Source organism: Crenobacter caeni, from assembly GCF_010435965.1.
GTDB classification, from domain to species: domain Bacteria; phylum Pseudomonadota; class Gammaproteobacteria; order Burkholderiales; family Chromobacteriaceae; genus Craterilacuibacter; species Craterilacuibacter caeni.
In genome coordinates this window covers 1-21,786 of the sequence record NZ_JAAGAA010000021.1, presented here as the reverse complement: position 1 = coordinate 21,786, position 21,786 = coordinate 1, and the positions used below count along the sequence as shown (strand labels likewise).

Genomic DNA, 21,786 nt, shown 5'->3' with positions numbered 1-21,786 from the left:
CTTGCCGATGTCCAGACCGAAAAGTGCGATGTTTGCCATGATGATCCTCCGCGCCGAATTGGAAACAGCCCAGCAAGCGTAGCCTGCTGGGCTGTTGGAGTTCAGGCTGACCATCACATTAATGGCCGGCGGGATGCCGGCCATTTGTATGGGGGGCGTGTCAGCGCTTGCCCATCAGGTGCAGCGCCAGCGCGTGGTAGGCCGGCAGCGAGGTGGGGTCGATCGCCTTGTTGCTGGCGACCGGGTAGGACGCGTAGCGGGCGATGACCATCTGCGCGGTCGGGTCGATGTACAGCGCCTGGCCGTGTACGCCGCGCGCCATGAAGGCGCCGTGCGGGTTGTGGCTGACCCACCACATATTGCGGTAGCTCCAGCCCGGCAACTGGCTGTAGCCGGCCTTGGCGAACGCGGCTTTGTCGCCGCCTTTGCGGATGTCGGCCACCGCGGCGGCCGGCACGATCTGCTGGCCGTTGTAGGTGCCGTTATTCCTCAGCATCTCGCCGAAGCGGGCGAGGTCGCGCAGACCGGTGTTGAGGCCGCCGCCGGCAAACGCGGTGCCGGTCGAATCCACGGTCATGTACGCGTCCTGCTCGGCGCCGAGCTTCTGCCAGATCTTCTCCGACATCAGTTGCGGCACGCTCTTGCCGCTGGCGCGCGCGATCACCCAGCCCAGGGCGTCTGTGTTGGCGGTGCGGTAGCCGAACGCCTCGCCGTGTTTACCTTCGCCGTGGATGGTCGGCAGGAACTCGTAGTAGGACTGCGGGCCCTGGTAACCGGCCGGTTTGGGCAGCGGGTTGCCGGCGTTGGCGTGCTGCCACACTTCGGCGTTGGGGTCGGCGTAGTTCTCGCTGAAGCGGATGCCGGTGGTCATGTCCATCAGCTGGCGCACCGTCGCGTCGCCGAAGCCCGACTTCGCGAGTTCCGGCACGTAGTCGGCGACCTTGCGCGCCGGGTCTAGCTTGCCTTCGGCCGCCAGTAAGGCGGCGAGGGTGCCGACGAAGCTCTTGGTCACCGACATCGCGCCGTGCTGGCCGGTGGGGGTGAGCGAGCCGAAGTAGCGCTCGTAGACGACGCGGCCCTTGTGCAGCACCACGATGCCGTCGGTGTAGTTGGCGGCGAGCGAGTCCTGCCACGTCATCGGCTGGCTCGCGCCGGTCGGCGTGAAGGTCAGCGCGTCGATGTCGTTCCGCAGCGCGTACTGGAGCTTGCCCGGCGCACCTACGCCGCGCGAGACGCCGACCGTCGGCATCAGCTCGCGAAAGTGCGAGACGGTCCAGCGCAGTTGCGGGAAGCGGAAGTAGCTGCCGTCGGCGAAGCGGATTTGCTTGTCGGCCGGCGGCGGCGAGCCGACCATCCAGCCGAGCTTCACTGGGTCGCTGTTGGCGGCGTCCGGGTAGGCCGGGGCGGCGGCCTGCGCGGTGAGCGCGGCGCAGAGCAGGGCCAGGCCCGGCAGCAGGCGGGCGAGGGGGCGAGGGGCGCGGACTGTCATGCGGTGGTTCCTTGCTACGGTGGCGGATACGGGGGCACGCATCCTAAAGGTTAAGCCGGAAGATGGGTAGTTTTTGCTTTCTTGGACATAGTCATACCGCGCGCGCGGCTGGCGCATCCCCCGTCCGGTCTAGGCAGGCGCCACGGGCTGTTTCTGGGCGGCTGCACCTGCTCGCGGCGTGCCTAGAATGGACGCAGGCTGCACTCAGGCGGCCAGCCCTTTGCCTCCAGGAGGTTTGCCGATGGTACGTTTACTCTTTGCGGGCGGCATGCTGGCCCTGCTGTCCCTCCCTTGCCAGGTAACGGCGCAGACGCCCCCGGCGCCTGGCCAGCAGGCCGCGCCCGCCGTCGATCCGCAGGCGATCGAGGCCTTGCGCGGGATGGGGCGGTTTCTCGAGCAGCAAAAGCGTTTCGAGATCAGGACGACGGTCATGGGCGAGCGGGTGCTCGCCGACGGCCAGAAACTGCAGCATACGGCCAGAGCCACGCTTGAAGTCGAGCGTCCGCGCCATCTGCGCATCCTGACGGAGGGGCGCAAGCCGCGCGAGCTCTTTTACAACGGCCAGCTGCTCACCTTGTACTCCCCGCAGCTTGGCGAATATTCAAGCGTGCCGTTTGACGGCTCGCTGGAGGCGCTGGTCGAGCGGCTCGAGCAGTATTACGGCGTGGAGTTGCCGCTGGCCGACCTGTTTATCTGGGGCAGCCCCGATGCGCCTTTCCAGCGGATCAGCTCGGCGATGTACGCCGGGCAGGCGGACGTCGACGGCGTGTTGTGCGACCACTACGCGTTCCGTCAGGGCAAGGCCGACTGGCAGCTCTGGATCGCGGCGGAGGGGCCGCCGCTGCCGCGCAAGCTCGCGATCACCTACCGTGGCGACGAGGCCAGGCCGCAATCGGTCAGCCTGATCGACTGGAAGCTCTCGCCCGCGTTTAGCGGGCAGCGTTTCACTTTCGTGCCGCCGGCTGGCGCAAGGCAGGTGGTTCTGCCTGTGCGCGCAGCCGACGCCAAGCAACCCTGAAGCCGCGACGGAGACCACCATGTCCGAACGCTCCCGTTTTTCCGTGCTGGTGTCTGCTGCGCTGTGCGCGCTGCCGCTGTTGCTGCCAGCCGCACCGGCGGCGGCCGGCCGGGCTTTGCAAAAGCCGGGCAAGGCCGTCCACGCCAAGCCCTCCGTGCCGAAGCACGCCGACGTGCCAAGGCGTCCTGCCGACGCGCGCACGGCCAATGTCCGCAGCCGTAGCGTCAACAACGTCAACGTCAACCGCAACGTCAACGTCGATGTCGACCGCGATATCGATGTCGACCGCGATGGCTGCTGTTACGGTGGTTGGGATGACGATTATCACCCGGTGGCGACGGCCGTCGCGGTCGGCGCGACTGTCGCGGTCACGGCGGCCGTCGTCGGCTCCATCGTCAATTCGGTGCCGGCGAATTGTGTGCCGGTCAACCATGGGGGCGTGGTTTACCAGCGCTGCGGCAATACCTGGTACCAGCCGCAGGGTACGCAGTTCATCGTGGTGAATCCGCCGTACTGAGAACCAGCTCTACCCCGTAATGGGCGCGGCGGTCGTAAATGACCTGGTTGCGGCTGCCGCGCCACACCAAGTTGGCGTCGGCCTGCTCCTGCTCGAACTTGCCGTCGATCAGTACGTCGATAAGCGCCACCACTTCGCGCTGCGCGGGGGTCAGCTGGTCCAGCGTGTAGCCGGTCCAGCACCACACGTCCTTGCCCGGGCACTCGGCGCGCACGCGCGTGAGCAGCCGTTTGACGGCGGCGAGGTTGGGGGCAAACAGCGGGTCGCCGCCGGAAAGCGACAGCCCGCGCCGGCGGATACGGGTGTCGTTAAGATCCGCGATCACCCTGTCTTCCATCGCGGCGTCGAACGGCAGACCGCTGTCGGCCTTCCAGGTCACAGCGTTGTAGCAGCCGCGGCAACGGTGTTCGCAGCCGGACACGAACAGCGTCGCGCGGGTGCCGGGGCCGTTCACCACGTCGACCGGGTAGTACTGCTGGTAGTTCACGGGGTCTCCTCGTGCCGCGCCCGCCCTGGGGCTGGCGCGGCACCGCGTTTACAGGTGCTTGACGCGGCGTTTGACTTCTTCCTGCTTGCCCGCGTTGAACGGGCGCGCGTCCGGGCTGCCCAGGTAGCCGCACACGCGGCGCGTCACCGACACCCTCGAGGGGTTGTGGTTGCCGCACGACGGGCAGACGAAGCCCTTGCTGGTGCAGGCAAACTCGCCGGTGAAGCCGCAGTCGTAGCACTCGTCGATCGGCGTGTTGGTGCCGTAGTACGGCACCTTGCGGTAGCTGTAGTCCCACACGTCTTCCAGCGCCTCGACGTTGTGCCTGAGGTTGGGGTACTCGCCGTAGCAGATGAAGCCGCCGTTGGAGAGGGGCGGGTACGGCGCCTCGAAGTCGATCTTGTCGAAGGGATTGACCTTCTTTTCGACGTCGAGGTGGAAGCTGTTGGTGTAGTAGCCCTTGTCGGTGACGCCGGCGATGGCGCCGAAGTCGCGCGCGTCGATCCGGCAAAAGCGCGAGCACAGGTTTTCCGACGGCGTCGCGTACAGGCTGAAGCCGTAGCCGGTTTCCATCTTCCATGCGTCGGTCGCTTCGCGCAGGCGCTTGACGATGGCGACCGCCTTGGCGCGCAGCGCCTCGCTGTCGTAGACATGGCCGGTGGCGCCATAGAGCGCGTTGACGGTTTCATGCAGGCCGATGTAACCCAGGCTGATCGACGCGCGGCCGTCCTTGAAGATCTCGCTGACGTCGTCGTCGGCCTTCAGGCGTACGCCACACGCGCCTTCCATATAGAGGATGGGCGCGACGCGCGCCTTCACGCCTTTCAGCCGCTCGATGCGGTAGTTCAGCGCCTCGCGCGCCACTTCCAGACGTTCGTCCAGCAACTGCCAGAAGCGCGCCTCGTCGCCGGCCGCCTCGATGGCGATGCGCGGCAGGTTCAGGCTGACCACGCCCAGGTTGTTGCGGCCTTCGTGCTGTTCGACGCCGTCCTTCTCCCAGCGCGACAGGAAGGAGCGGCAGCCCATCGGCGTCTTGAACGAGCCGGTGACGCGCACCACCTCGTCGTAGTTGAGGATGTCCGGGTACATGCGCCGGCTCGCGCATTCGAGCGCCAGCTGCTTGATGTCGTAGTTGGGGTCGCCCGCCTTGTGGTTGAGCCCGTCGCGGATCGCGAACACCAGTTTGGGGAACACCGCGGTCTTGCGGTTCTTGCCCAGCCCCTCGATGCGGTTGGTGAGGATGGCGCGCTGGATCATGCGCGCCTGCCAGCTCTCGCCCAGCCCGAAGCCGAAGGTGACGAACGGCGTCTGCCCGTTCGAGGTGTGCAAGGTGTTCACCTCGTACTCGAGCGACTGGAACGCGTCGTGGCAGTCCTTCTCGGTGCGTGCCATCGCGTAGCCGTCGATATCGGCGACGCCCCATTCCTCGGCGACCGCGCGGTGCTTGGCGTGGCTGAGGCTGACGTAGGGCGCGAGCACCTCGTCGATGCGGTTGATGGTGGTGCCGCCGTAAATATGGCTGGCCACCTGCGCGATGATCTGTGCGGTGACCGCGGTGGCGCTGGTGATCGAACGCGGGGTGTCGATCTCGGCGTTGCCCATCTTGAAGCCGCGCGTCAGCATGCCTTCGAGGTCGATCAGCATGCAGTTGAACATCGGGAAGAACGGCGAGTAGTCGAGGTCGTGAAAGTGCAGCTCGCCCGCCTCGTGCGCGCGGGCGACGGCACGCGGCAACAGGCGGGTCAGCGCGTAGTGCCGGGCGACGATGCCGGCCAACAGGTCGCGCTGGGTCGGGATCACCTTGGCGTCCTTGTTGGCGTTTTCGTTGAGCAGCGCGCTGTCGTTCTGCTCGATCAGGCCGGCGATGTCGCGCGCCAGGCGGCCGCGCGCCTCGCGGGCGAGGTCGCGGTCGTGGCGGTACTCGATATAGCGGCGCGCGACGGCGGGCGCGACGGTCATCAGCGCGTCCTCAACGCGCTGCTGCACTTCGTGGATGTCGACTTCGGCGCGCGCCTCAAGCGCGGCCTCGAGCGTGCGGGCGATGCCTTCGGCGAGGTCGGGGTCGGCGTGGCCGGCGGCGGTGCTGGCGGCGAGCACGGCGTCGGCGATGCGCGCGCGCTCGAAGGGGGCGCGGCAACCGTCGCGCTTGATGATCACGGTGGACATGAGTTCCTTGCTGGCTGCGTCAACCACTACATATGGTTAACGCTATCGTTTCTTGTCAAAATGTTGCGGCATTGAAGCAGTTTGGACGCTGTCAGGTATTGATCCAGGACAGGTTTTCGCGCGAGGGGGCGTACTTTAAGCCAGAGTATGCTTGCTTTCAAATATTCGGATGCGGGGGTATTCTCACGCCTTCGCGTATTTAGCGCCCGGCGCCGCGCATGGCGGCGGGCGCCTACATTGACAGTGCCGCTTCTGGACAAGGATGCACGATGAACCACACCTACCTCGCCCACCTCGAAGCCACGCTCGCCCAGATCAAGGCTGACGGCTTCGAGAAGCCCGAACGCGTGATCGCCACCCCGCAGAGCGCCGACGTCGCGCTCTCGGACGGCGCGCATGTGCTGAACTTCTGCGCCAACAACTACCTCGGCCTCGCCGACGACGCGCGCCTGATCGCCGCGGCCAAGCAGGGGCTGGACGACTACGGCTACGGTTGCGCGTCGGTGCGTTTCATCTGCGGTACGCAGACCGTGCACAAGGACCTCGAGCGCGCCATTTCCGGCCTGCTCGGCACCGACGACACCATCCTCTATTCGAGCTGCTTCGACGCCAACGGCGGCGTGTTCGAGACGCTGCTGGGCGAGGAGGACGCGGTGATCTCCGACGCGCTCAACCACGCGTCGATCATCGACGGCGTGCGCTTGTGCAAGGCCAAGCGCTTCCGCTACGCGAACAACGACATGGCCGACCTCGAGGCGCAGCTCATGGCGGCCGACGCCGCCGGCGCGCGCTTCAAGCTGATCGTCACCGACGGCGTGTTCTCGATGGACGGCATCATCGCCGACCTCAAGTCCATTTGTGATCTGGCCGAGCGCCACGGTGCGCTGGTGATGGTCGACGACTCGCACGCGGTCGGCTTCATCGGCGACACCGGCGCCGGCACCCCCGAGCTGTGCGGCGTGTCGGACCGCGTCGACATCTACACCGGCACGCTGGGCAAGGCGCTCGGCGGCGCCTCGGGCGGCTACGTGTCCGGCCGCGCGGCGATTGTCGCGCTGTTGCGCCAGCGCTCGCGCCCTTATCTCTTCTCCAACTCGCTGGCGCCGGCGATCACCGCGGCCAGCGTCAGGGTGCTGGAGATCCTGCAGGGCGACGAGGGCCGCGCGCTGCGCGAGAAGCTTAAGGCCAACGCTGAGCGCTTCCGCGCCGGCATGAGCGCGGCCGGCTTCACGCTGGTGCCGGGCGAGCACCCGATCATCCCGGTGATGCTGGGCGACGCGCGCCTCGCCGGCGAAATGGCGTCGCGCCTGCTCGCCGAGGGCGTGTACGTGGTCGGCTTCTCGTTCCCGGTGGTGCCCAAGGGCAAGGCGCGCATCCGCACGCAGATGTCCGCCGCGCACAGCTTCGAGCAGATCGACCGCGCCATCGAGGCGTTCACCCGTGTCGGCCGCGAGCTGGGCGTCATTTAAGGCGGCCGCCGCGCGGGGGCGTTCCGCGCGGCACCGCAAAGAAGAAGGATGTAGAGAGATGAAAGCACTTGCCAAACTGCAGGCGGCGCCGGGTCTTGAGCTGACCGACGTGCCGATGCCCGAGGTCGGCCCGAACGACCTCTTGATCAAGATCACCAAGACCGCGATCTGCGGCACCGACATCCACATCTGGAACTGGGACGAGTGGTCGCAGAAGACCATCCCGGTGCCGATGCACGTCGGCCACGAGTACGTCGGCGTCGTCGCCGGCATGGGCTCGGAAGTGAAGGGCTTCAAGCTTGGCGACCGCGTCTCCGGCGAAGGCCACATCACCTGCGGCCACTGCCGCAACTGCCGCGCCGGCCGCCGCCACCTGTGCCGCAACACGGTCGGCGTCGGCGTCAACCGCGCCGGCGCGTTCGCCGAGTACCTGGTGATCCCGGCGTTCAACGCCTTCCCGATCCCCGACGGCATCTCGGACGACCTGGCTGCCATCTTCGACCCGTTCGGCAACGCGGTGCACACCGCGCTGTCGTTCAATATGGTCGGCGAGGACGTGCTGATCACCGGCGCCGGCCCGATCGGCATCATGGCGGTCGCCGTCGCCCGCCACGTCGGCGCGCGCCACGTGGTGGTCACCGACGTCAACGACTACCGCCTCGACCTCGCCCGCAAGATGGGCGCCAGCCGCGCGGTCAACGTCGCGAAGGAAGACCTGAAGGCGGTGATGGGCGAGCTGCACATGTGCGAGGGCTTCGACGTCGGCCTCGAGATGTCGGGCAACCCGCACGCGTTCCGCCAGATGCTGGAAGTGATGAACAACGGCGGCAAGATCGCGCTGCTGGGCATCCCGCCGGCCGACACCGCGATCGACTGGAACCAGGTGATCTTCAAGGGCCTCGAGATCAAGGGCATCTACGGCCGCGAGATGTTCGAGACCTGGTACAAGATGGTCGCGCTGATCCAGTCCGGCCTCGACATCAGCCCGATCATCACCCACCATTTCAAGGTCGACGACTACCGCCAGGGCTTCGAGGCGATGCTCTCCGGCCACAGCGGCAAGGTCATCCTCGACTGGCAGTAAACCCGGGCTTCCGTCCGGGACGGAACCAAGCCTGCTTGCGCCGCAAGCGGGCTTTTTTTGATTGAAGGGCGGTCAAGGCGGCGCGCCGCGCCGCCTTGACCGCCGTCAACTGTTTGGACTGCCCTTTGCGGCATGCTTGTCAGATGAACGATACCAACAGCTTGCAAACTTTCCCCGGCCAGGAGGACCCGACGGTGCTGGTTGCCGGCGCCGGCATCTCCGGCCTGTCCTCGGCGTGGCACCTCGCGCAAGAGGGGGTGGCCGTGCGCGTGTACGAGGCGGCCAGCCGCGTCGGCGGCAAGATCATGAGCTTCGAGGCGGGCGGCGCCTGCTACGAGGGCGGCCCGAACACCCTGCTGGCCGACGGCGCGCAGCTCGAGTGGCTCGCCTCGCTCGGGCTGTCGGTCGAGTACCCGTCGAAGCTGTCGAAAAAACGCTACGTGCTGCAAAAGGGGTGCTACCGCCCGCTGCCGGCCGGCCCGGTGAGCTTTTTGTTCGGCGACTTCTTCAGCTGGCGCGCCAAGGCGCACATCCTGAGCGAGCCGTGGCGGCGCAACGCGCCACTGTCCGATGCCGAGACGGTCGCCGACTTCATCCGCCGCCGCCTGGGCGGCGAGGTGCTCGACAAGGCGGTCAACCCCTTCGTCGGCGGCGTGTTCGCCGGCGACCCGGAGAAGCTCCTGGTCGGCGAGACGCTGGGCCTATTGGCACGGGCCGAGCGCGAGGCCGGCTCGATCACCGGCGGCATGTGGCGGCGCGCGCGCGCGGGCGGCTTGCGCCGGCGCGACACCTATTCGCTCAAGGGCGGGCTGGAGGCGCTGCCGCGCGCGCTCGCCCGCAATCTGGACGTGCGGCTGAGCTGCCCGGTGATGGCGCTCGAGCGCGATGCGGACGGTACTTGGTGGGTCGAGACCGGCAACGCGCGCGTGCACGCGCAAAAGGTGGTGCTCGCGCTGCCCGCGTTCGCGGCGGCGCGCCTGCTCGAAGGCGTCGACGCGGCGGCGGCCGAGGCGCTCGCCGCGGTGCGCTACGCGCCGATGACGGTGGTGGTCAGCCGCATCGCGCGGGCCGACCTCACCCGTCCGCTCGAGGGCTTCGGCGGGCTCAACCCGGCCTGCGAGGGCGCGTTCGCCGCCGGCCACCTGATGACCGGCGCGCTCTACCCCGGGCGCTGCGCCGAAGACGAGGTGCTGGTAACCAGCTTCGTCGGCGGCGAGCAGTACGCTGCCAACGCGACGCTTGCCGACGAACCCTTGCTTGCTTCGCTCAACGCCGAGCTCGCTTCGCTGTTGGGGATGGTCGGCACGCCGCGCGCGCAGCATGTGGTGCGCTGGCCCGCCGCGATCGCGCAGGGGAGCCGTGAAGTGCTGGCGGTGCGCGAGGCGTCGGCGCGGCTGGCCGCGCAGGGGGTGTATCTGTGCGCGTCCTACCTTGACGGGGTGTCGGTGCCCGACTGCATCGCCAAGGGCCGGCAACTGGCCGAAACGATCGCCGACGAGCTGGTCGTGATGCCGTAAGCAACGCCGGCGGGGCTTCCCGCCGGTGTTTGCTTTTCCCGTGGCCTGTTCGCCGTTAGAATCGTCCTTTGATTCTAAAACGACGAACCGCCATGCTGACCTTCCAGGAAATCATCCTCACGCTGCAGAACTATTGGAACCGGCAAGGCTGCGTGATCATGCAGCCTTTCGACATGGAGGTGGGCGCGGGGACGTCCCACCCGGCCACCTGCCTGCGCGCAATCGGCCCCGAGCCGTGGAATGCCGCATACGTGCAGCCGTCGCGCCGCCCGAAGGACGGCCGCTACGGCGAGAACCCGAACCGCCTGCAGCACTACTACCAGTTCCAGGTGGCTCTCAAGCCCAGCCCGGACAATATCCAGGAACTCTACCTGGGTTCGCTCAAGGAACTGGGCATCGACCCGACCGTGCACGACATCCGTTTCGTCGAGGACGACTGGGAGAACCCGACCCTCGGCGCGTGGGGCCTCGGCTGGGAGGTCTGGCTCAACGGCATGGAAGTGACGCAGTTCACCTACTTCCAGCAGGTCGGCGGCCTCGACTGCAAGCCGGTGCTGGGCGAGATCACCTACGGCATCGAGCGCCTGGCCATGTACCTGCAGGGCGTCGAGAACGTGTACGACCTGTTGTGGACGGTGTACCCGAACGGCCAGCGCGTCACCTACGGCGACGTCTACCACCAGAACGAGGTCGAGCAGTCGACCTACAACTTCGAGTACGCCAACGTCGACAAGCTGTTCGAGCTGTTCGCCTACTACGAGTCCGAGGCCAAGCGCCTGCTGGAGATCCCGCTTGCGCTGCCCGCGTACGAGATGGTGCTCAAGGCCGGCCACAGCTTCAACCTGCTGGACGCGCGCGGCGCGATCTCGGTGACCGAACGCGCCGCCTATATCGGCCGCGTGCGTGCGCTCTCGCGCGGCGTCGCCCAGGCGTACTACGCGTCGCGCGAGGCGCTCGGCTTCCCGATGTGCCCCAAGGCTAACTGACGTGACGCTTCGCCTGCCCCTGATGCTGCTGGCGCTCGCGCCGGCCTTCGCGGCCGCCGCCGACTGGCGTGTCTACGACGAAGGCCCGGCGCTGCAACTGGCGATCGACGCGAAGAGCGTCTGGCACGACAAGGGCAGAGTCCACTTTGTGAACCAGGAGCGGTTCACCGAACGCCAGCGCTCGAAGGAGCTGGCGATCGACTACCACATCCGCCGGCTCGAAGGCTGGGCCGACTGCAACAGGCAGCGCTACGCCTTTGTCTCCGCCAGCTACTACCGGCTGGACGGCAAGAGCGTGTACGCGCAGATGTTCCCGCTGCCCGAGTATGACTGGGCCTGGCAGGATGTAGACCGGGGGTCGGTCGCCGCGGCGATGTTCGCCGAGGTGTGCCGGCTCGCAAGAACCGCCCACAGCAAGAAAACACCATGACCATGCAACAGACGCTGCTTATCGAACTGCTGACCGAGGAGCTGCCGCCCAAGGCGCTGCAGCGCCTCGCCGACAGCTTTGCCACCACCATCGCCGACGAACTCAAGCGCATGGGCTTTGCCGGCGCCGACGCCGAAGCGACCGTGTTCGCCAGCCCCCGCCGCCTGGCGGTCAGCCTGCCCGGCGTGCTCAACCTGCAGCCCGAGCAGACCATCGTGCGCAAGGGCCCGTCGCTTGCCGCCGGCATGAAGGACGGTGTGCCCTCCAAGGCGCTGGAAGGCTTCGCGCGCTCGTGCGGCGTCGCCGTGTCCGAGCTGACCACCCTGAACGACGGCAAGCAGGACGTGTACGCGTACCAGAGCGTGAAGGCGGGCGAGCCCTTGTCGGCGGTGCTCGCCGGCGTTGTCGAGCTCGCGCTGAAGAAGCTGCCGGCACCCAAGCTGATGCGCTGGGGCGACCTCGAGCACCAGTTCGTCCGTCCGGTACACGGGCTGATGATGCTGTGGGGCGAGACCGTCGTCGACGGCGAGGTGCTGGGCCTGAAGAGCCGCAACGCGACCCGCGGCCACCGCTTCATGAGCGAGGGCGAAGTGTTCGTCGAGCACGCCGACGCCTACGCGAAGACGATGTTCGAGACCGGCAAGGTGGTCGCCAGCTTCACCGCGCGCCGCGAGCTGATCGGCAAGCGCCTGCGTGACGCCGCCGCCGTACTCGGCGCGACCATCGCCGCCGACGACGCGCTGCTGGATGAAGTCACCGCGCTGGTCGAATGGCCGGTGGTGCTGGAGGCCGGCTTCGAGGCCGAGTTCCTCAAGGTACCGCAGGAATGCCTGATCCTGACCATGCAGCAGAACCAGAAGTACTTCCCGCTCCTGGACGCTGCCGGCAAGCTGATGAACTGCTTCTTGCTGGTGTCCAACATCGAGGCGGCCGACCCGATCCACGTGGTGCAGGGCAACGAGCGCGTGCTGCGCGCGCGCCTGTCGGACGCCAAGTTCTTCTTCGAGCAGGACCAGAAGCAGACGCTCGACGCGCGCCTGCCCAAGCTTGCCGGCGTCGTCTACCACAACAAGATCGGCTCGCAGCTTGAGCGTGTCGAACGCCTCGAGGCGCTGTCCGCCGCCTTCGCCGGTGCCCTGGGGGCCGATCAGGCCGCCGCGCGCCGCGCCGCGCGCCTCGCGAAGGCCGACCTCGTCACCGACATGGTCGGCGAGTTCCCCGAGCTGCAGGGCGTGATGGGCATGTACTACGCGCGCATTGGCGGCGAGACCGGTGAAGTGGCCGCCGCCATCGAGGGCCACTACCACCCGCGCTTCGCTGGCGACACCCTGCCCGAAGGCAAGGTCGCGACCGCCGTCGCGCTGGCCGACAAGCTCGAGTCCATCGTCGGCATCTGGGGCATCGGCCTGATCCCGACCGGCGACAAGGACCCGTTCGCGCTGCGCCGCGCCGCCCTTGGCGTGCTGCGCATGGTGATGGAAACCCCGCTCGACCTGCGCGCGCTGGTCGCTGAAACCGCCGCCGCGTTCCCGGCCGGCCTGCTCGCCGAGGGCACTGTCGACGAAGTGGTCGCCTTCTGCCAGGAGCGCCTGAAGCACCTGCTGGCCGCCGAGTATAAGGCCGACGAGATCGACGCCGTACTGTCGCTCGCGCCGACCCGCCTGGACGAAGTGCGCGCGGTGCTCGCCGCGGTCGCCGGCTTCAAGGCGCTGCCGGAAGCCGCCGCACTCGCCGCCGCCAACAAGCGCGTGAAGAACATCCTGAAGAAGGCCGAAGGTGCGGTGGGCAGCGTGAACCCCGCGCTGTTCGCCGAAGACGCCGAGCGCGCGCTGTTCGCCGCGATCGAGGCGATTGCCCCCGAGGTCGACGCCAAGTTCGCCGCGCACGACTTCGAAGGCGCGCTGTCGCAGCTTGCCAGCCTGAAGGCGCCGGTCGACGCGTTCTTCGACGGCGTGATGGTGATGGCCGACGACGCGGCGGTGCGTGCGAACCGCATCGCGCTGTTGGCTCGCCTGGCCGAGCTCTTCAACCGCGTGGCCGACATTTCGCTGTTGGCCGACTAAGGGAGGACAGGCGGACGGCCCGCTTCTGGCGGGCCGTCCGCTTTATGTGCGATGAAACTAGTGATTCTCGACCGCGACGGCGTGATCAACCAGGACCGCGACGACTTCGTCAAGAGCGTCGACGAGTGGATGGCGCTGCCCAGGAGCCTGGAGGCGATCGCCAACCTGACGCAGGACGGCTGGCATGTGGTGGTGGCGACCAACCAGTCGGGCATCGGCCGCGGCTACTTTGACATGGCCGCGCTCAACGCGATGCACGAAAAGATGCACCGGCTGGTCGGCCAGGCCGGCGGGCGCATCGACGCGATCTTCATCTGCCCGCATACCGCGAACGACAAGTGCGGCTGCCGCAAGCCCTTGCCGGGCATGGTGCACGACATCATCGAGCGCTTTAACGTGCGCGCCGAGGGCCTGCCGCTGATCGGCGACAGCCTGCGCGACCTGGAGGCGGTCGCCGCGGTCGGCGGCCAGCCCATCCTGGTGCGCACCGGCAAGGGCGAGAAGACGCTCGCCGCCGGCAATCTGCCCGAGGGCACGCTGGTGTTCGATACCCTGTTCGACGCTGCCGCCCACCTGATCGCCACCTGCTGACAAGGACGTACGCATGAGCCTGGGTCTTCTGATTCGCAACTTGATTTACTGGCTGGGCGTGGCGGTGCTCACGCCCTTGTGCTTTGCCGGCATGTTCGTGTTTTGCTGGCTGCCCCGGCGCAAGCGCCACATCTTCGGCCAGACTTGGGCGATGTCGCTTTTGTGGCTGCTCGAGCATGTGGTCGGCTTGCGATACCGCGTGATTGGCGCCGGCAACATCCCGGCCGTGCCGTCCATCATCTGCTCCAAGCACCAGTCCGGCTGGGAGACGCTGGCGCTGCAGAAGATCTTCCCGCCGCAGATCTACGTCGCCAAGCGCGAGCTGTTGTGGATCCCGCTGTTCGGCTGGGGGCTGTGGCTGACCAACGCGATCATGATCAACCGCAGCGACCGCGCCAATGCCAACCGGCAGATGCTCGAGCAGGGCCTCGCGCGCAAGGAGCTGGGGTTCTGGATCACCGTGTTCCCGGAGGGCACCCGCGTGCGTCCGGGCGCACCCGGCAAGTACAAGCTGGGCGCCGCGCGCATGGCCAAGCAGCTCGACATGCCGCTGGTACCGGTCGCGCACAACGCCGGTGAATTCTGGCCACGCAACGCCTTCTTCAAGCACCCGGGCGAGATCACCGTGGTGATCGGCGAGCCCATCCTGCCCGAAGCCGAGACGGGCCCCGAGGGGTTGATGAAGCAGGCGGAAGCCTGGATCGAGGCGCGCCAGCGCGAGATCGGTGGCGTCGGTCCGTACGCCGACCCGAAAGAGCGTGCCGCGCGCCGTGCCTGCGTCCAGCCTGCCTGAACTGGGCCTGCCGCTGACGCTGATCCGCCGCCCGCGCAAGCGGGTGTCGCTGCGTGTCGGCGCGGCGGGTGCCGAACTGATCGCCGACCCGGCGGTGCCGGTCGCCTGGCTCGCCGACTGGCTCGAACAGAAGAAAGGCTGGCTGCTCGAGCGCTACCGCGCGGCGCGCAGGGCCGGGCAAACGCCGCCAGCTTCGCTTTTGTGGCAGGGCAGGGCGCTCGCGCTGGAGTGCCGCGCCGGCACGCGCGCCGGCCTGCGTTTCACCGACGGGGCCGCCTGCCTGACTGTTCCGGCGCGGGAACTGGCCGACGCGGAAGCGCTGCGCGCGCGGCTCTCGGCGCTGCTGCAGAGCCGCGCCCGCACGGTATTTAACGAGAGCCTCGCGGCATTCGGGCCGTCCCTGATGCGCAAGCCTGCCGCGTGGCGTCTATCATCCGCACGTTCGCGCTGGGGCTCGTGCAATGCTGCGGGCGTGGTCAGGCTGAACTGGCGGCTGGTGATGGCGCCGCCGGCGGTGCTCTCGTATGTCGTCGCGCACGAGCTCGCGCACCTCATGCATATGAATCATTCGGCGGCCTTCTGGTCTGAAGTTGATCGTTTACATCCATCGTGGCGCGCAGATAGGGACTGGTTAAAGACCCACGGCGCGTCATTGTTCAGCTTCGGCTGAACCCTTACCAAAACAGGAGATCCATCCATGCGTTTGCTGCATACCATGCTGCGGGTCGGCGAGCTCGACCGTTCGCTGGCCTTCTACCAGGACGTGCTCGGCATGCAGTTGCTGCGCCGCCAGGACTACCCGGACGGCCGCTTCACCCTGGCCTTCGTCGGCTACGGCGACGAGGACAGCAACACCGTCATCGAACTCACCCATAACTGGGACACCGCAAGCTACGAAATGGGCAACGCGTTCGGCCACCTCGCCGTCGAGGTCGACGACGCGTACGCCGCGTGCGACGCGGTGCGCGCCAAGGGCGGCAAGGTCGTGCGCGAAGCCGGCCCGATGAAGCACGGCACCACCGTGATCGCCTTCGTCGAGGACCCGGACGGCTACAAGATCGAATTCATTCAAAAAGGCACCCGTTAAGGGCGCCGCATTCACGGAGACATGATGTTCAAGAAAACGCTTGTGGCCGCCACGCTGGGCCTGCTGCCCGCGCTGGCCAGTGCCGCCGAGCTCGACGGCGCGACGCTCAGCCTGATGTGGGGGCTGCCGTTCGCGGCCATCCTGCTGTCGATCGCGCTGTTCCCGATCTTCGCGCCGGGCTTCTGGCACCACCATTTCGGCAAGATCACCGCGCTGTGGACGGTGTGCTTCCTGGTCCCGTTCATCGCCGTGTTCGGCTTCGGCGCGTCGGCCGCGCTGGTCGTGCATGCGCTGATCGCCGAGTACATCCCCTTCATCATCCTGCTGCTGGCGCTGTATACGGTGTCCGGCGGCATCCTGGTGTGGGGCAACCTGCACGGCTCGCCCAAGCTCAACACCGGCATCCTGGCGATCGGTACCGTGCTCGCGTCGATCATGGGGACCACCGGCGCGGCGATGCTGCTGATCCGTCCGCTCCTGAAGGCCAACGACAACCGTAAGCACAACGTGCACGTGGTGGTGTTCTTCATCTTCCTGGTCGCCAACGTCGGCGGCGGCCTGACCCCGCTGGGTGACCCGCCGCTGTTCCTGGGCTTCCTCAAGGGCGTGACCTTCGGCTGGACCATGCTGCACATGGCGGCACCGGTGTTCCTCACCGCGCTGATCCTGTTGGCGATCTTCTACGCGGTCGACAGCTACTTCTTCGCCAAGGAGGGCGTCGAGCCGCGTGACCCGACCCCGGACGCGCCGATCGCACTGCACGGCAAGTTCAACTTCCTGCTGCTGGCGGGCGTGGTCGGTGGTGTGCTGCTGTCCGGCTTCTGGAAGCCGGGCGTGTCCTTCGACGTGATGGGCACCCACTGGGAGCTGCAGAACATGGTGCGTGACGGCCTGCTGCTGGCGATCGCCGGCGCGTCGTTGCTGCTCACGCCCAAGCAGGTGCGCGCGGGCAACGACTTCAACTGGGACCCGATCCTCGAAGTGGGCAAGCTGTTCGCCGGCATCTTCGTGACCATCGCGCCGGTGATCGCCATCCTGCGTGCCGGTACCGAAGGCCACCTGGCGCCGCTGGTGCATATGGTGTCCGACAGCTCTGGCGCGCCGATCGACACCATGTACTTCTGGATGACCGGCATCCTGTCGAGCTTCCTCGACAACGCGCCGACCTACCTGGTGTTCTTCAACCTTGCGCACGGCGATGCGCAGACCATGATGGGCCCGATGGCCGACACCCTGCTGGCGATCTCGATGGGCGCGGTGTTCATGGGCGCCAACACCTATATCGGTAACGCGCCGAACTTCATGGTGAAGGCGATCGCCGAACAGCGCGGCGTCAAGATGCCGAGTTTCTTCGGCTATATGGCGTGGTCGATCTGCTTCCTGTTGCCGGTGTTCGCGCTGCTCACCTTCGTGTTCTTCTGATTAGCCGTTCCTGCTGCACCAGGCCCGCCCGATGGCGGGCCTTTTTCATGCGCGTTTGACCTGCGCCAAGGGGGGCGATGAAGGCTTCATTTATAAATAGCCATCGATATCTATATCGCCGGTACGAGCCGGCCGGAGGCGACATGAAGTTTTCCAACCTGGTGCAGGCGGTCGACGCGCATACGGCAGGGGAGCCGGCGCGGGTACTCACCGGCGGCATGCCGTTCATCCCCGGGCGCGACATGCCCGCCAAGCGCGCGTGGTTCCAGCGCGAACTCGACTACCTGCGCACGGCGGTGATGCTCGAGCCGCGCGGCCACGCCGACATGTTCGGCTCGATGCTGCTCGCGCCGACCCGCGACGACGCCGACCTTGGCGTGCTGTTCCTAGACAGCGGTGGTTACCTCAATATGTGCGTGCACGGCTCGATCGCTGCGGTGACCGTCGCGATGGAGACCGGCATCGTGCCGATGGACGAGGGGGTATCGCATCTGACGCTGGAGACGCCGGCCGGGCTGGTGCGCGCCGAGGCCGAGGTTAGCAACGGGCGGGTGCGCGAGGTGGCGATCGCCAATATCCCGGCCTTCGTCGCGCACCTGGACGCCGTGGTCGACGTGCCGGGGCTGGGGAGCGTGCGCATGGACGTCGCCTTCGGCGGCAACTTCTTTGCGCTGGTAGACGCGTCGCAGTTGGGGCTCGCGCTGGTGCCGGAGAACGCGGCGGCGCTGGCCGAACTGGGCGCGCGCCTGCGCGACGCGGCCAATGCGGCGCTAACGGTGCGCCACCCCGAGCTTGCGCACATCGACAGCATTGACCTGGTCGAGCTCTACAGCCACGCCGACGCGGGGGAGGGGGCCAGTTGCCGCAACGTGGTGGTGTTTGGCGACGGTCAGCTCGACCGCTCGCCGTGCGGCACCGGCACCTGCGCCAAGATGGCGTGCCTCGCCGCGCGCGGCCTGCTCGCCAAGGGCGAGACCTTCGTCAACGAGAGCATCATCGGTACCCGTTTTCACGGACGCGTGCTGGGGTATACCCAAGTCGGCGTTTACGATGCGATCCTGCCGCAGGTCAGCGGCGCGGCGTATATCACCGGTTTTAACCAGCTCCTGATCGACGAGCGCGATCCGGTACGTCACGGCTTCATGCTGAAGTAGGGAAGGCGGCAACGGACTGGGCCGGCAGCGATGCCGGCCTTGCCTGTTTCTGCGGTGGGGGAGGGCAGAAACGGAAAAAGGCCAGCGCAAGCGCTGACCTTTATAAATTCCTTGGTGCCCAAGAGAAGACTCGAACTTCCACACCCTTGCGGGCGCTAGGACCTGAACCTAGTGCGTCTACCAATTCCGCCACCTGGGCACTACAGAGTATTTCGACATTTGCGGTATCGCTGGTGCCCAGGAGAAGACTCGAACTTCCACACCGTTGCCGGCGCTAGGACCTGAACCTAGTGCGTCTACCAATTCCGCCACCTGGGCATGCCAAAGTGCGAAACCGCATTGTCTGTGTTTTGTGCTGGTGCCCAGGAGAAGACTCGAACTTCCACACCGTTGCCGGCGCTAGGACCTGAACCTAGTGCGTCTACCAATTCCGCCACCTGGGCCAGAACAAAACAGTTACCGTACTGCAGCGATCAAACTAAAAGCGATTGGTGCCCAAGAGAAGACTCGAACTTCCACACCCTTGCGGGCGCTAGGACCTGAACCTAGTGCGTCTACCAATTCCGCCACCTGGGCTACGCTTTACTGTATGATCTGCGTTACAGTGCAGCAACGAAGTGCGAATTATATTGAGCTCCCAGCGAATGTCAACGCCTATTCCCAAAAAAAATCGCAATATTCCGTCCCTGCGCCAGCAGGATCCTCATCTTGAACGCGAAAAGCTCAAGTACGAGCACCCTCTGCCCAGCCGCGAATTCATCCTGCAACAACTGGCCGAACACGGCGTGCCGATGTTCGCGGCCGAGCTTTCCGCCTTGCTGGAAATCGGGGCGGACGAGCAGGCGAACTTCAGCCGCCGCCTCGCGGCGATGGAGCGCAGCGGCGAGGTGGTGATCAACCGCAAGGGCGCGATCTGCGCGGCGAACAAGCTCGACCTGGTTCGCTGCAGGGTGGCCGCGCACCGCGACGGTTACGGCTTTGCCATGCCGCTGGAGGGCGAGGGCGGCGACTTCTATCTGGGCGAGCGCGAGATGCGCCAGCTGCTGCCCGGCGACACCGTGATGGTGCGCCCCGGCGCGCCGGACAGGCGCGGCCGGCGCGAGGGTCGGGTGGTCGAGGTGCTCGAGCGCGCGCTGACCGAAGTCGTCGCGCGCGTCTACTCCGAACACGGGGTGTGGACCGCGCGTGCCGAAGATAGGCGCATCGCGCAGGACTTCCTGGTCGAACCGGGCGGCGAGGGCGGGGCGACGCACGGGCAGGTGGTCGTGCTCGGCATCGTCGAATACCCGGGCCCGCATCGGCTGCCGGTCGGTCGGGTGACCGAGGTGCTCGGCGACTACGCCGACCCGGGCATGGAGATCGAGATCGCGCTGAGAAAGCACGACTTGCCGCACCGTTTCAGCGAGGCTGCGCTCGCGCAGGCCAAGGCAACCCCGAAGAAGGTGCGCAAGAAAGACATGGCCGGGCGCATCGACTTGCGCGAGATGCCGCTAGTCACCATCGACGGCGAGACTTCGCGCGACTTCGACGACGCGGTGTACGCCGAACGTGCCGGCAAGGGCTGGCGGCTGGTCGTCGCCATCGCCGACGTCAGCCACTATGTGGAGCCGGGGGACGCGCTGGATGTGGACGCGTACGAGCGCGCGACCTCGGTCTACTTCCCGCGGCGGGTGATTCCGATGCTGCCCGAGGCCTTGTCCAACGGCATCTGCTCGCTGAACCCCGACGTCGATCGCCTGTGCATGGTGTGCGACATGCAGTTGGGCGCGCGCGGCAAGGTCAAGGCGTACCGCTTCTACCCCGCGGTGATGCGCTCGCGTGCACGCCTGACCTACGGGCAGGTCTGGCAGTGGCTGCAGGACGGCAGCGAGCACCCGCTGCGCGCAGAGATCGACGCGCTTTATGCGGTGTTCAAGCTCTTGCTCGCACGGCGCGAGAAGCGCGGCGCGATCGAGTTCGACACGGTCGAGACGCAGATGCTGTTCAACGAGTCGTGCAAGATCGACGAGATCGTGCCGGTGGTGCGCAACGACGCGCACCGCCTGATCGAGGAGTGCATGCTGGCGGCCAACGTCTGCGCAGCCGACTTTATCGCCACGCACCGGCGCAAGGTGTTGTACCGCGTGCACGAGGGGCCAACTCCCGAAAAACTCGAGAACCTGCGCGCCTTCCTGGGCGGGGTGGGCCTGACCCTGGAAGGGGGTGACCAGCCGACCACCGCCGACTACGCGCATCTGGCCGCGACCATCCGTAGCCGGCCGGACGCAGAGGTGCTGGAGACCATGCTGTTGCGCTCGATGCAGCAGGCTGTCTATACGCCCGACAACAAGGGGCACTTCGGCCTGGCCTATACCGCGTACGCGCACTTCACCTCGCCGATCCGCCGCTATCCCGATCTCTTGGTGCACCGCGCGATCAAGGCGACACTGGAAGGCCTCAAGTACAAACCCGCGCGCAAGTGGGCCGAGATGGGTGTGCACTGCTCGATGGCCGAGCGCCGTGCCGACGACGCCAGCCGTGACGTCGAGGCCTGGCTGAAGACCTACTATATGCGCGACAAGATCGGCGAGGTCTTCGAAGGCAAGATTTCGGCGGTCACCGGTTTCGGCGTGTTCGTGCTGCTCGACGGCGTGCACGTGGAAGGGCTGGTCCATATCTCCGAACTGGGACGTGACTACTTCCACTTCCGCAAGGAACAGCAGGCGATCGTCGGCGAGCGCAGCGGTGCGCGCTACCAGTTGGGCGACCGTCTGCAGGTGAAGGTTGTGCGTGCCGACCTCGACGCCGCACGCATCGACTTCGCGTTAGTCACGCCGGATGCGCCGGAAGAGGTGCCTGCCGAACCCGTCGCCGGGACGAGTGCCAAGCGTCGCCGTCGCCGCCGAGGCTCGACTGCTGGCGATGCCGCGTCTGTCTCGGGAGCGTCCGGCGTAGATGATGCCGCCGCAGCGGCAAAGGATGCGGAAGTGCCCGCCGCTAGTGACGAGGCTGCCGCGGTGGTGTCGGCGGCGTCTGCCTCTAAAGAGGGAGAGGTCGCAGAGCCGGTTGCCGGTACGACCGCCAAACGTCGTCGCCGCCGTGTGCCTGCAGGCGACGCCGCGTCTGGCGAGGGGGCTGTAGGCGAAGGTGATGCCGCAGCTTCGGCAAAGGATGTGGAGCCGCCTGTCTCCAATGGCGATGCCGCCGCCGCGATGCCGGCGGAGGCTGCGTCCGAAGATGCGGGGATGGCCGAAAGCGGAACGGACGCGAAGCCGCGCCCGCGTCGTCGCCGGCGCAAGCCTGCCGGCGGCGAGGGAGATGCCGTGGAAAACAGCTGATCTTTCAATGGCTTGTCCGGTTTGTGTCGTTTGAGTCGCCGAAAGGTGTTGACGCAGGCCGGGCGTCCCCGTATAGTTCGCCACCTCGACGCAACGCACACAACGCGAAACGTCACTGCTCTTTAACAGAACGAACAACCGATAGGTGTGAGTGCTTGGCGCAGCCAACACTTGCACTGCAAGAAGAAGGAAACGA

The 21,786-nt window shown here is 66.8% G+C and carries 18 protein-coding genes and 4 tRNA genes; 15 read left to right on the top strand and 7 right to left on the bottom strand.

What is annotated here, in order from left to right:
* Nucleotides 1–160 precede the first annotated feature (160 nt).
* Complete coding sequence (locus GZH52_RS16200; protein WP_163317972.1) at nucleotides 161–1,489, bottom strand: serine hydrolase domain-containing protein; 1,329 nt, start codon at nucleotides 1,487–1,489, stop codon at nucleotides 161–163.
* 241 nt (nucleotides 1,490–1,730) lie between these two features.
* On the opposite strand from GZH52_RS16200, the gene GZH52_RS16195 reads away from it, so the two are divergent.
* Together GZH52_RS16195 and GZH52_RS16190 are read left to right on the top strand one after the other, a co-directional pair.
* Nucleotides 1,731–2,507 (top strand): DUF2092 domain-containing protein, encoded by a 777-nt coding sequence (locus GZH52_RS16195; RefSeq protein ID WP_203525814.1) that lies wholly within the window; start codon nucleotides 1,731–1,733, stop codon nucleotides 2,505–2,507.
* Between the two features lie 19 nt (nucleotides 2,508–2,526).
* Nucleotides 2,527–3,024, top strand: a complete 498-nt coding sequence (locus GZH52_RS16190) for a hypothetical protein (protein ID WP_163317971.1) — start codon at nucleotides 2,527–2,529, stop codon at nucleotides 3,022–3,024.
* On the opposite strand, the gene nrdG is transcribed toward GZH52_RS16190, so the two are convergent.
* Together nrdG and nrdD are read right to left on the bottom strand one after the other, a co-directional pair.
* Nucleotides 2,999–3,511 carry an anaerobic ribonucleoside-triphosphate reductase-activating protein gene (nrdG, locus tag GZH52_RS16185; protein WP_163317970.1) on the bottom strand — a complete coding sequence of 171 codons (513 nt, stop codon included), beginning with the start codon at nucleotides 3,509–3,511 and terminating at the stop codon, nucleotides 2,999–3,001. The two genes, GZH52_RS16190 and nrdG, sit on opposite strands and share 26 nt — an antisense overlap.
* A gap of 48 nt (nucleotides 3,512–3,559) precedes the next feature.
* Nucleotides 3,560–5,677, bottom strand: a complete 2,118-nt coding sequence (gene nrdD, locus GZH52_RS16180) for an anaerobic ribonucleoside-triphosphate reductase (RefSeq protein ID WP_163317969.1) — start codon at nucleotides 5,675–5,677, stop codon at nucleotides 3,560–3,562.
* Nucleotides 5,678–5,946: 269 nt separating this feature from the next.
* Here nrdD and GZH52_RS16175 point away from each other — a divergent pair, with 269 nt between their 5' ends.
* The 12 genes from GZH52_RS16175 to GZH52_RS16120 all read left to right on the top strand — a co-directional run bounded on the left by GZH52_RS16175 (nucleotide 5,947) and on the right by GZH52_RS16120 (nucleotide 18,273).
* Nucleotides 5,947–7,146, top strand: a complete 1,200-nt coding sequence (locus GZH52_RS16175; RefSeq protein ID WP_163317968.1) for a glycine C-acetyltransferase — start codon at nucleotides 5,947–5,949, stop codon at nucleotides 7,144–7,146.
* Nucleotides 7,147–7,204: 58 nt separating this feature from the next.
* Nucleotides 7,205–8,230 carry an L-threonine 3-dehydrogenase gene (gene tdh, locus GZH52_RS16170; RefSeq protein ID WP_163317967.1) on the top strand — a complete coding sequence of 342 codons (1,026 nt, stop codon included), beginning with the start codon at nucleotides 7,205–7,207 and terminating at the stop codon, nucleotides 8,228–8,230.
* 143 nt (nucleotides 8,231–8,373) lie between these two features.
* On the top strand, nucleotides 8,374–9,747 hold the full coding sequence (hemG, locus tag GZH52_RS16165; RefSeq protein WP_163317966.1) for a protoporphyrinogen oxidase: 1,374 nt from the start codon (nucleotides 8,374–8,376) through the stop codon (nucleotides 9,745–9,747).
* A 92-nt stretch (nucleotides 9,748–9,839) separates the two neighbouring features.
* On the top strand, nucleotides 9,840–10,733 hold the full coding sequence (gene glyQ, locus GZH52_RS16160; RefSeq protein ID WP_163317965.1) for a glycine--tRNA ligase subunit alpha: 894 nt from the start codon (nucleotides 9,840–9,842) through the stop codon (nucleotides 10,731–10,733).
* 1 nt (nucleotide 10,734) lies between these two features.
* On the top strand, nucleotides 10,735–11,163 hold the full coding sequence (locus tag GZH52_RS16155; RefSeq protein ID WP_349290669.1) for a surface-adhesin E family protein: 429 nt from the start codon (nucleotides 10,735–10,737) through the stop codon (nucleotides 11,161–11,163).
* A gap of 2 nt (nucleotides 11,164–11,165) precedes the next feature.
* Complete coding sequence (gene glyS / locus GZH52_RS16150) at nucleotides 11,166–13,226, top strand: glycine--tRNA ligase subunit beta (RefSeq protein WP_163317974.1); 2,061 nt, start codon at nucleotides 11,166–11,168, stop codon at nucleotides 13,224–13,226.
* Between the two features lie 51 nt (nucleotides 13,227–13,277).
* The gene (gmhB, locus tag GZH52_RS16145; RefSeq protein WP_163317964.1) at nucleotides 13,278–13,817 is read left to right on the top strand and encodes a D-glycero-beta-D-manno-heptose 1,7-bisphosphate 7-phosphatase; all 540 of its coding nucleotides are present in this window, start codon (nucleotides 13,278–13,280) and stop codon (nucleotides 13,815–13,817) included.
* Between the two features lie 13 nt (nucleotides 13,818–13,830).
* Nucleotides 13,831–14,610, top strand: coding sequence for a lysophospholipid acyltransferase family protein (locus GZH52_RS16140; RefSeq protein WP_163317963.1), 780 nt, complete (start codon nucleotides 13,831–13,833; stop codon nucleotides 14,608–14,610).
* Entirely contained in the window at nucleotides 14,576–15,280 is a 705-nt protein-coding gene (locus tag GZH52_RS16135) for a M48 family metallopeptidase (protein ID WP_349290668.1), read from the top strand. The genes GZH52_RS16140 and GZH52_RS16135 overlap by 35 nt, the downstream gene beginning before the upstream one ends.
* Before the next feature lie 27 nt (nucleotides 15,281–15,307).
* Complete coding sequence (gene gloA, locus GZH52_RS16130; protein WP_163317962.1) at nucleotides 15,308–15,697, top strand: lactoylglutathione lyase; 390 nt, start codon at nucleotides 15,308–15,310, stop codon at nucleotides 15,695–15,697.
* A 21-nt stretch (nucleotides 15,698–15,718) separates the two neighbouring features.
* Nucleotides 15,719–17,119: a sodium:proton antiporter gene (locus GZH52_RS16125; RefSeq protein WP_432417447.1), complete on the top strand. Its 1,401-nt coding sequence runs from the start codon at nucleotides 15,719–15,721 to the stop codon at nucleotides 17,117–17,119.
* A 143-nt stretch (nucleotides 17,120–17,262) separates the two neighbouring features.
* A complete protein-coding gene (locus tag GZH52_RS16120) occupies nucleotides 17,263–18,273 on the top strand; it encodes a proline racemase family protein (protein ID WP_163317960.1) in 1,011 nt (336 codons plus the stop codon).
* A 112-nt stretch (nucleotides 18,274–18,385) separates the two neighbouring features.
* Here the strand turns inward: GZH52_RS16120 and GZH52_RS16115 are convergent.
* From GZH52_RS16115 to GZH52_RS16100, 4 genes are all read right to left on the bottom strand, one after another.
* Nucleotides 18,386–18,472, bottom strand: a tRNA-Leu gene (locus GZH52_RS16115).
* Nucleotides 18,473–18,504: 32 nt separating this feature from the next.
* A tRNA-Leu gene (locus tag GZH52_RS16110) sits at nucleotides 18,505–18,591 on the bottom strand.
* 38 nt (nucleotides 18,592–18,629) lie between these two features.
* A tRNA-Leu gene (locus tag GZH52_RS16105) sits at nucleotides 18,630–18,716 on the bottom strand.
* A gap of 46 nt (nucleotides 18,717–18,762) precedes the next feature.
* A tRNA-Leu gene (locus GZH52_RS16100) sits at nucleotides 18,763–18,849 on the bottom strand.
* Nucleotides 18,850–18,917: 68 nt separating this feature from the next.
* Between GZH52_RS16100 and rnr the strand changes: the two genes are divergently transcribed.
* Entirely contained in the window at nucleotides 18,918–21,590 is a 2,673-nt protein-coding gene (gene rnr / locus GZH52_RS16095; RefSeq protein WP_163317959.1) for a ribonuclease R, read from the top strand.
* The last annotated feature ends 196 nt before the right edge of the window (nucleotides 21,591–21,786 follow it).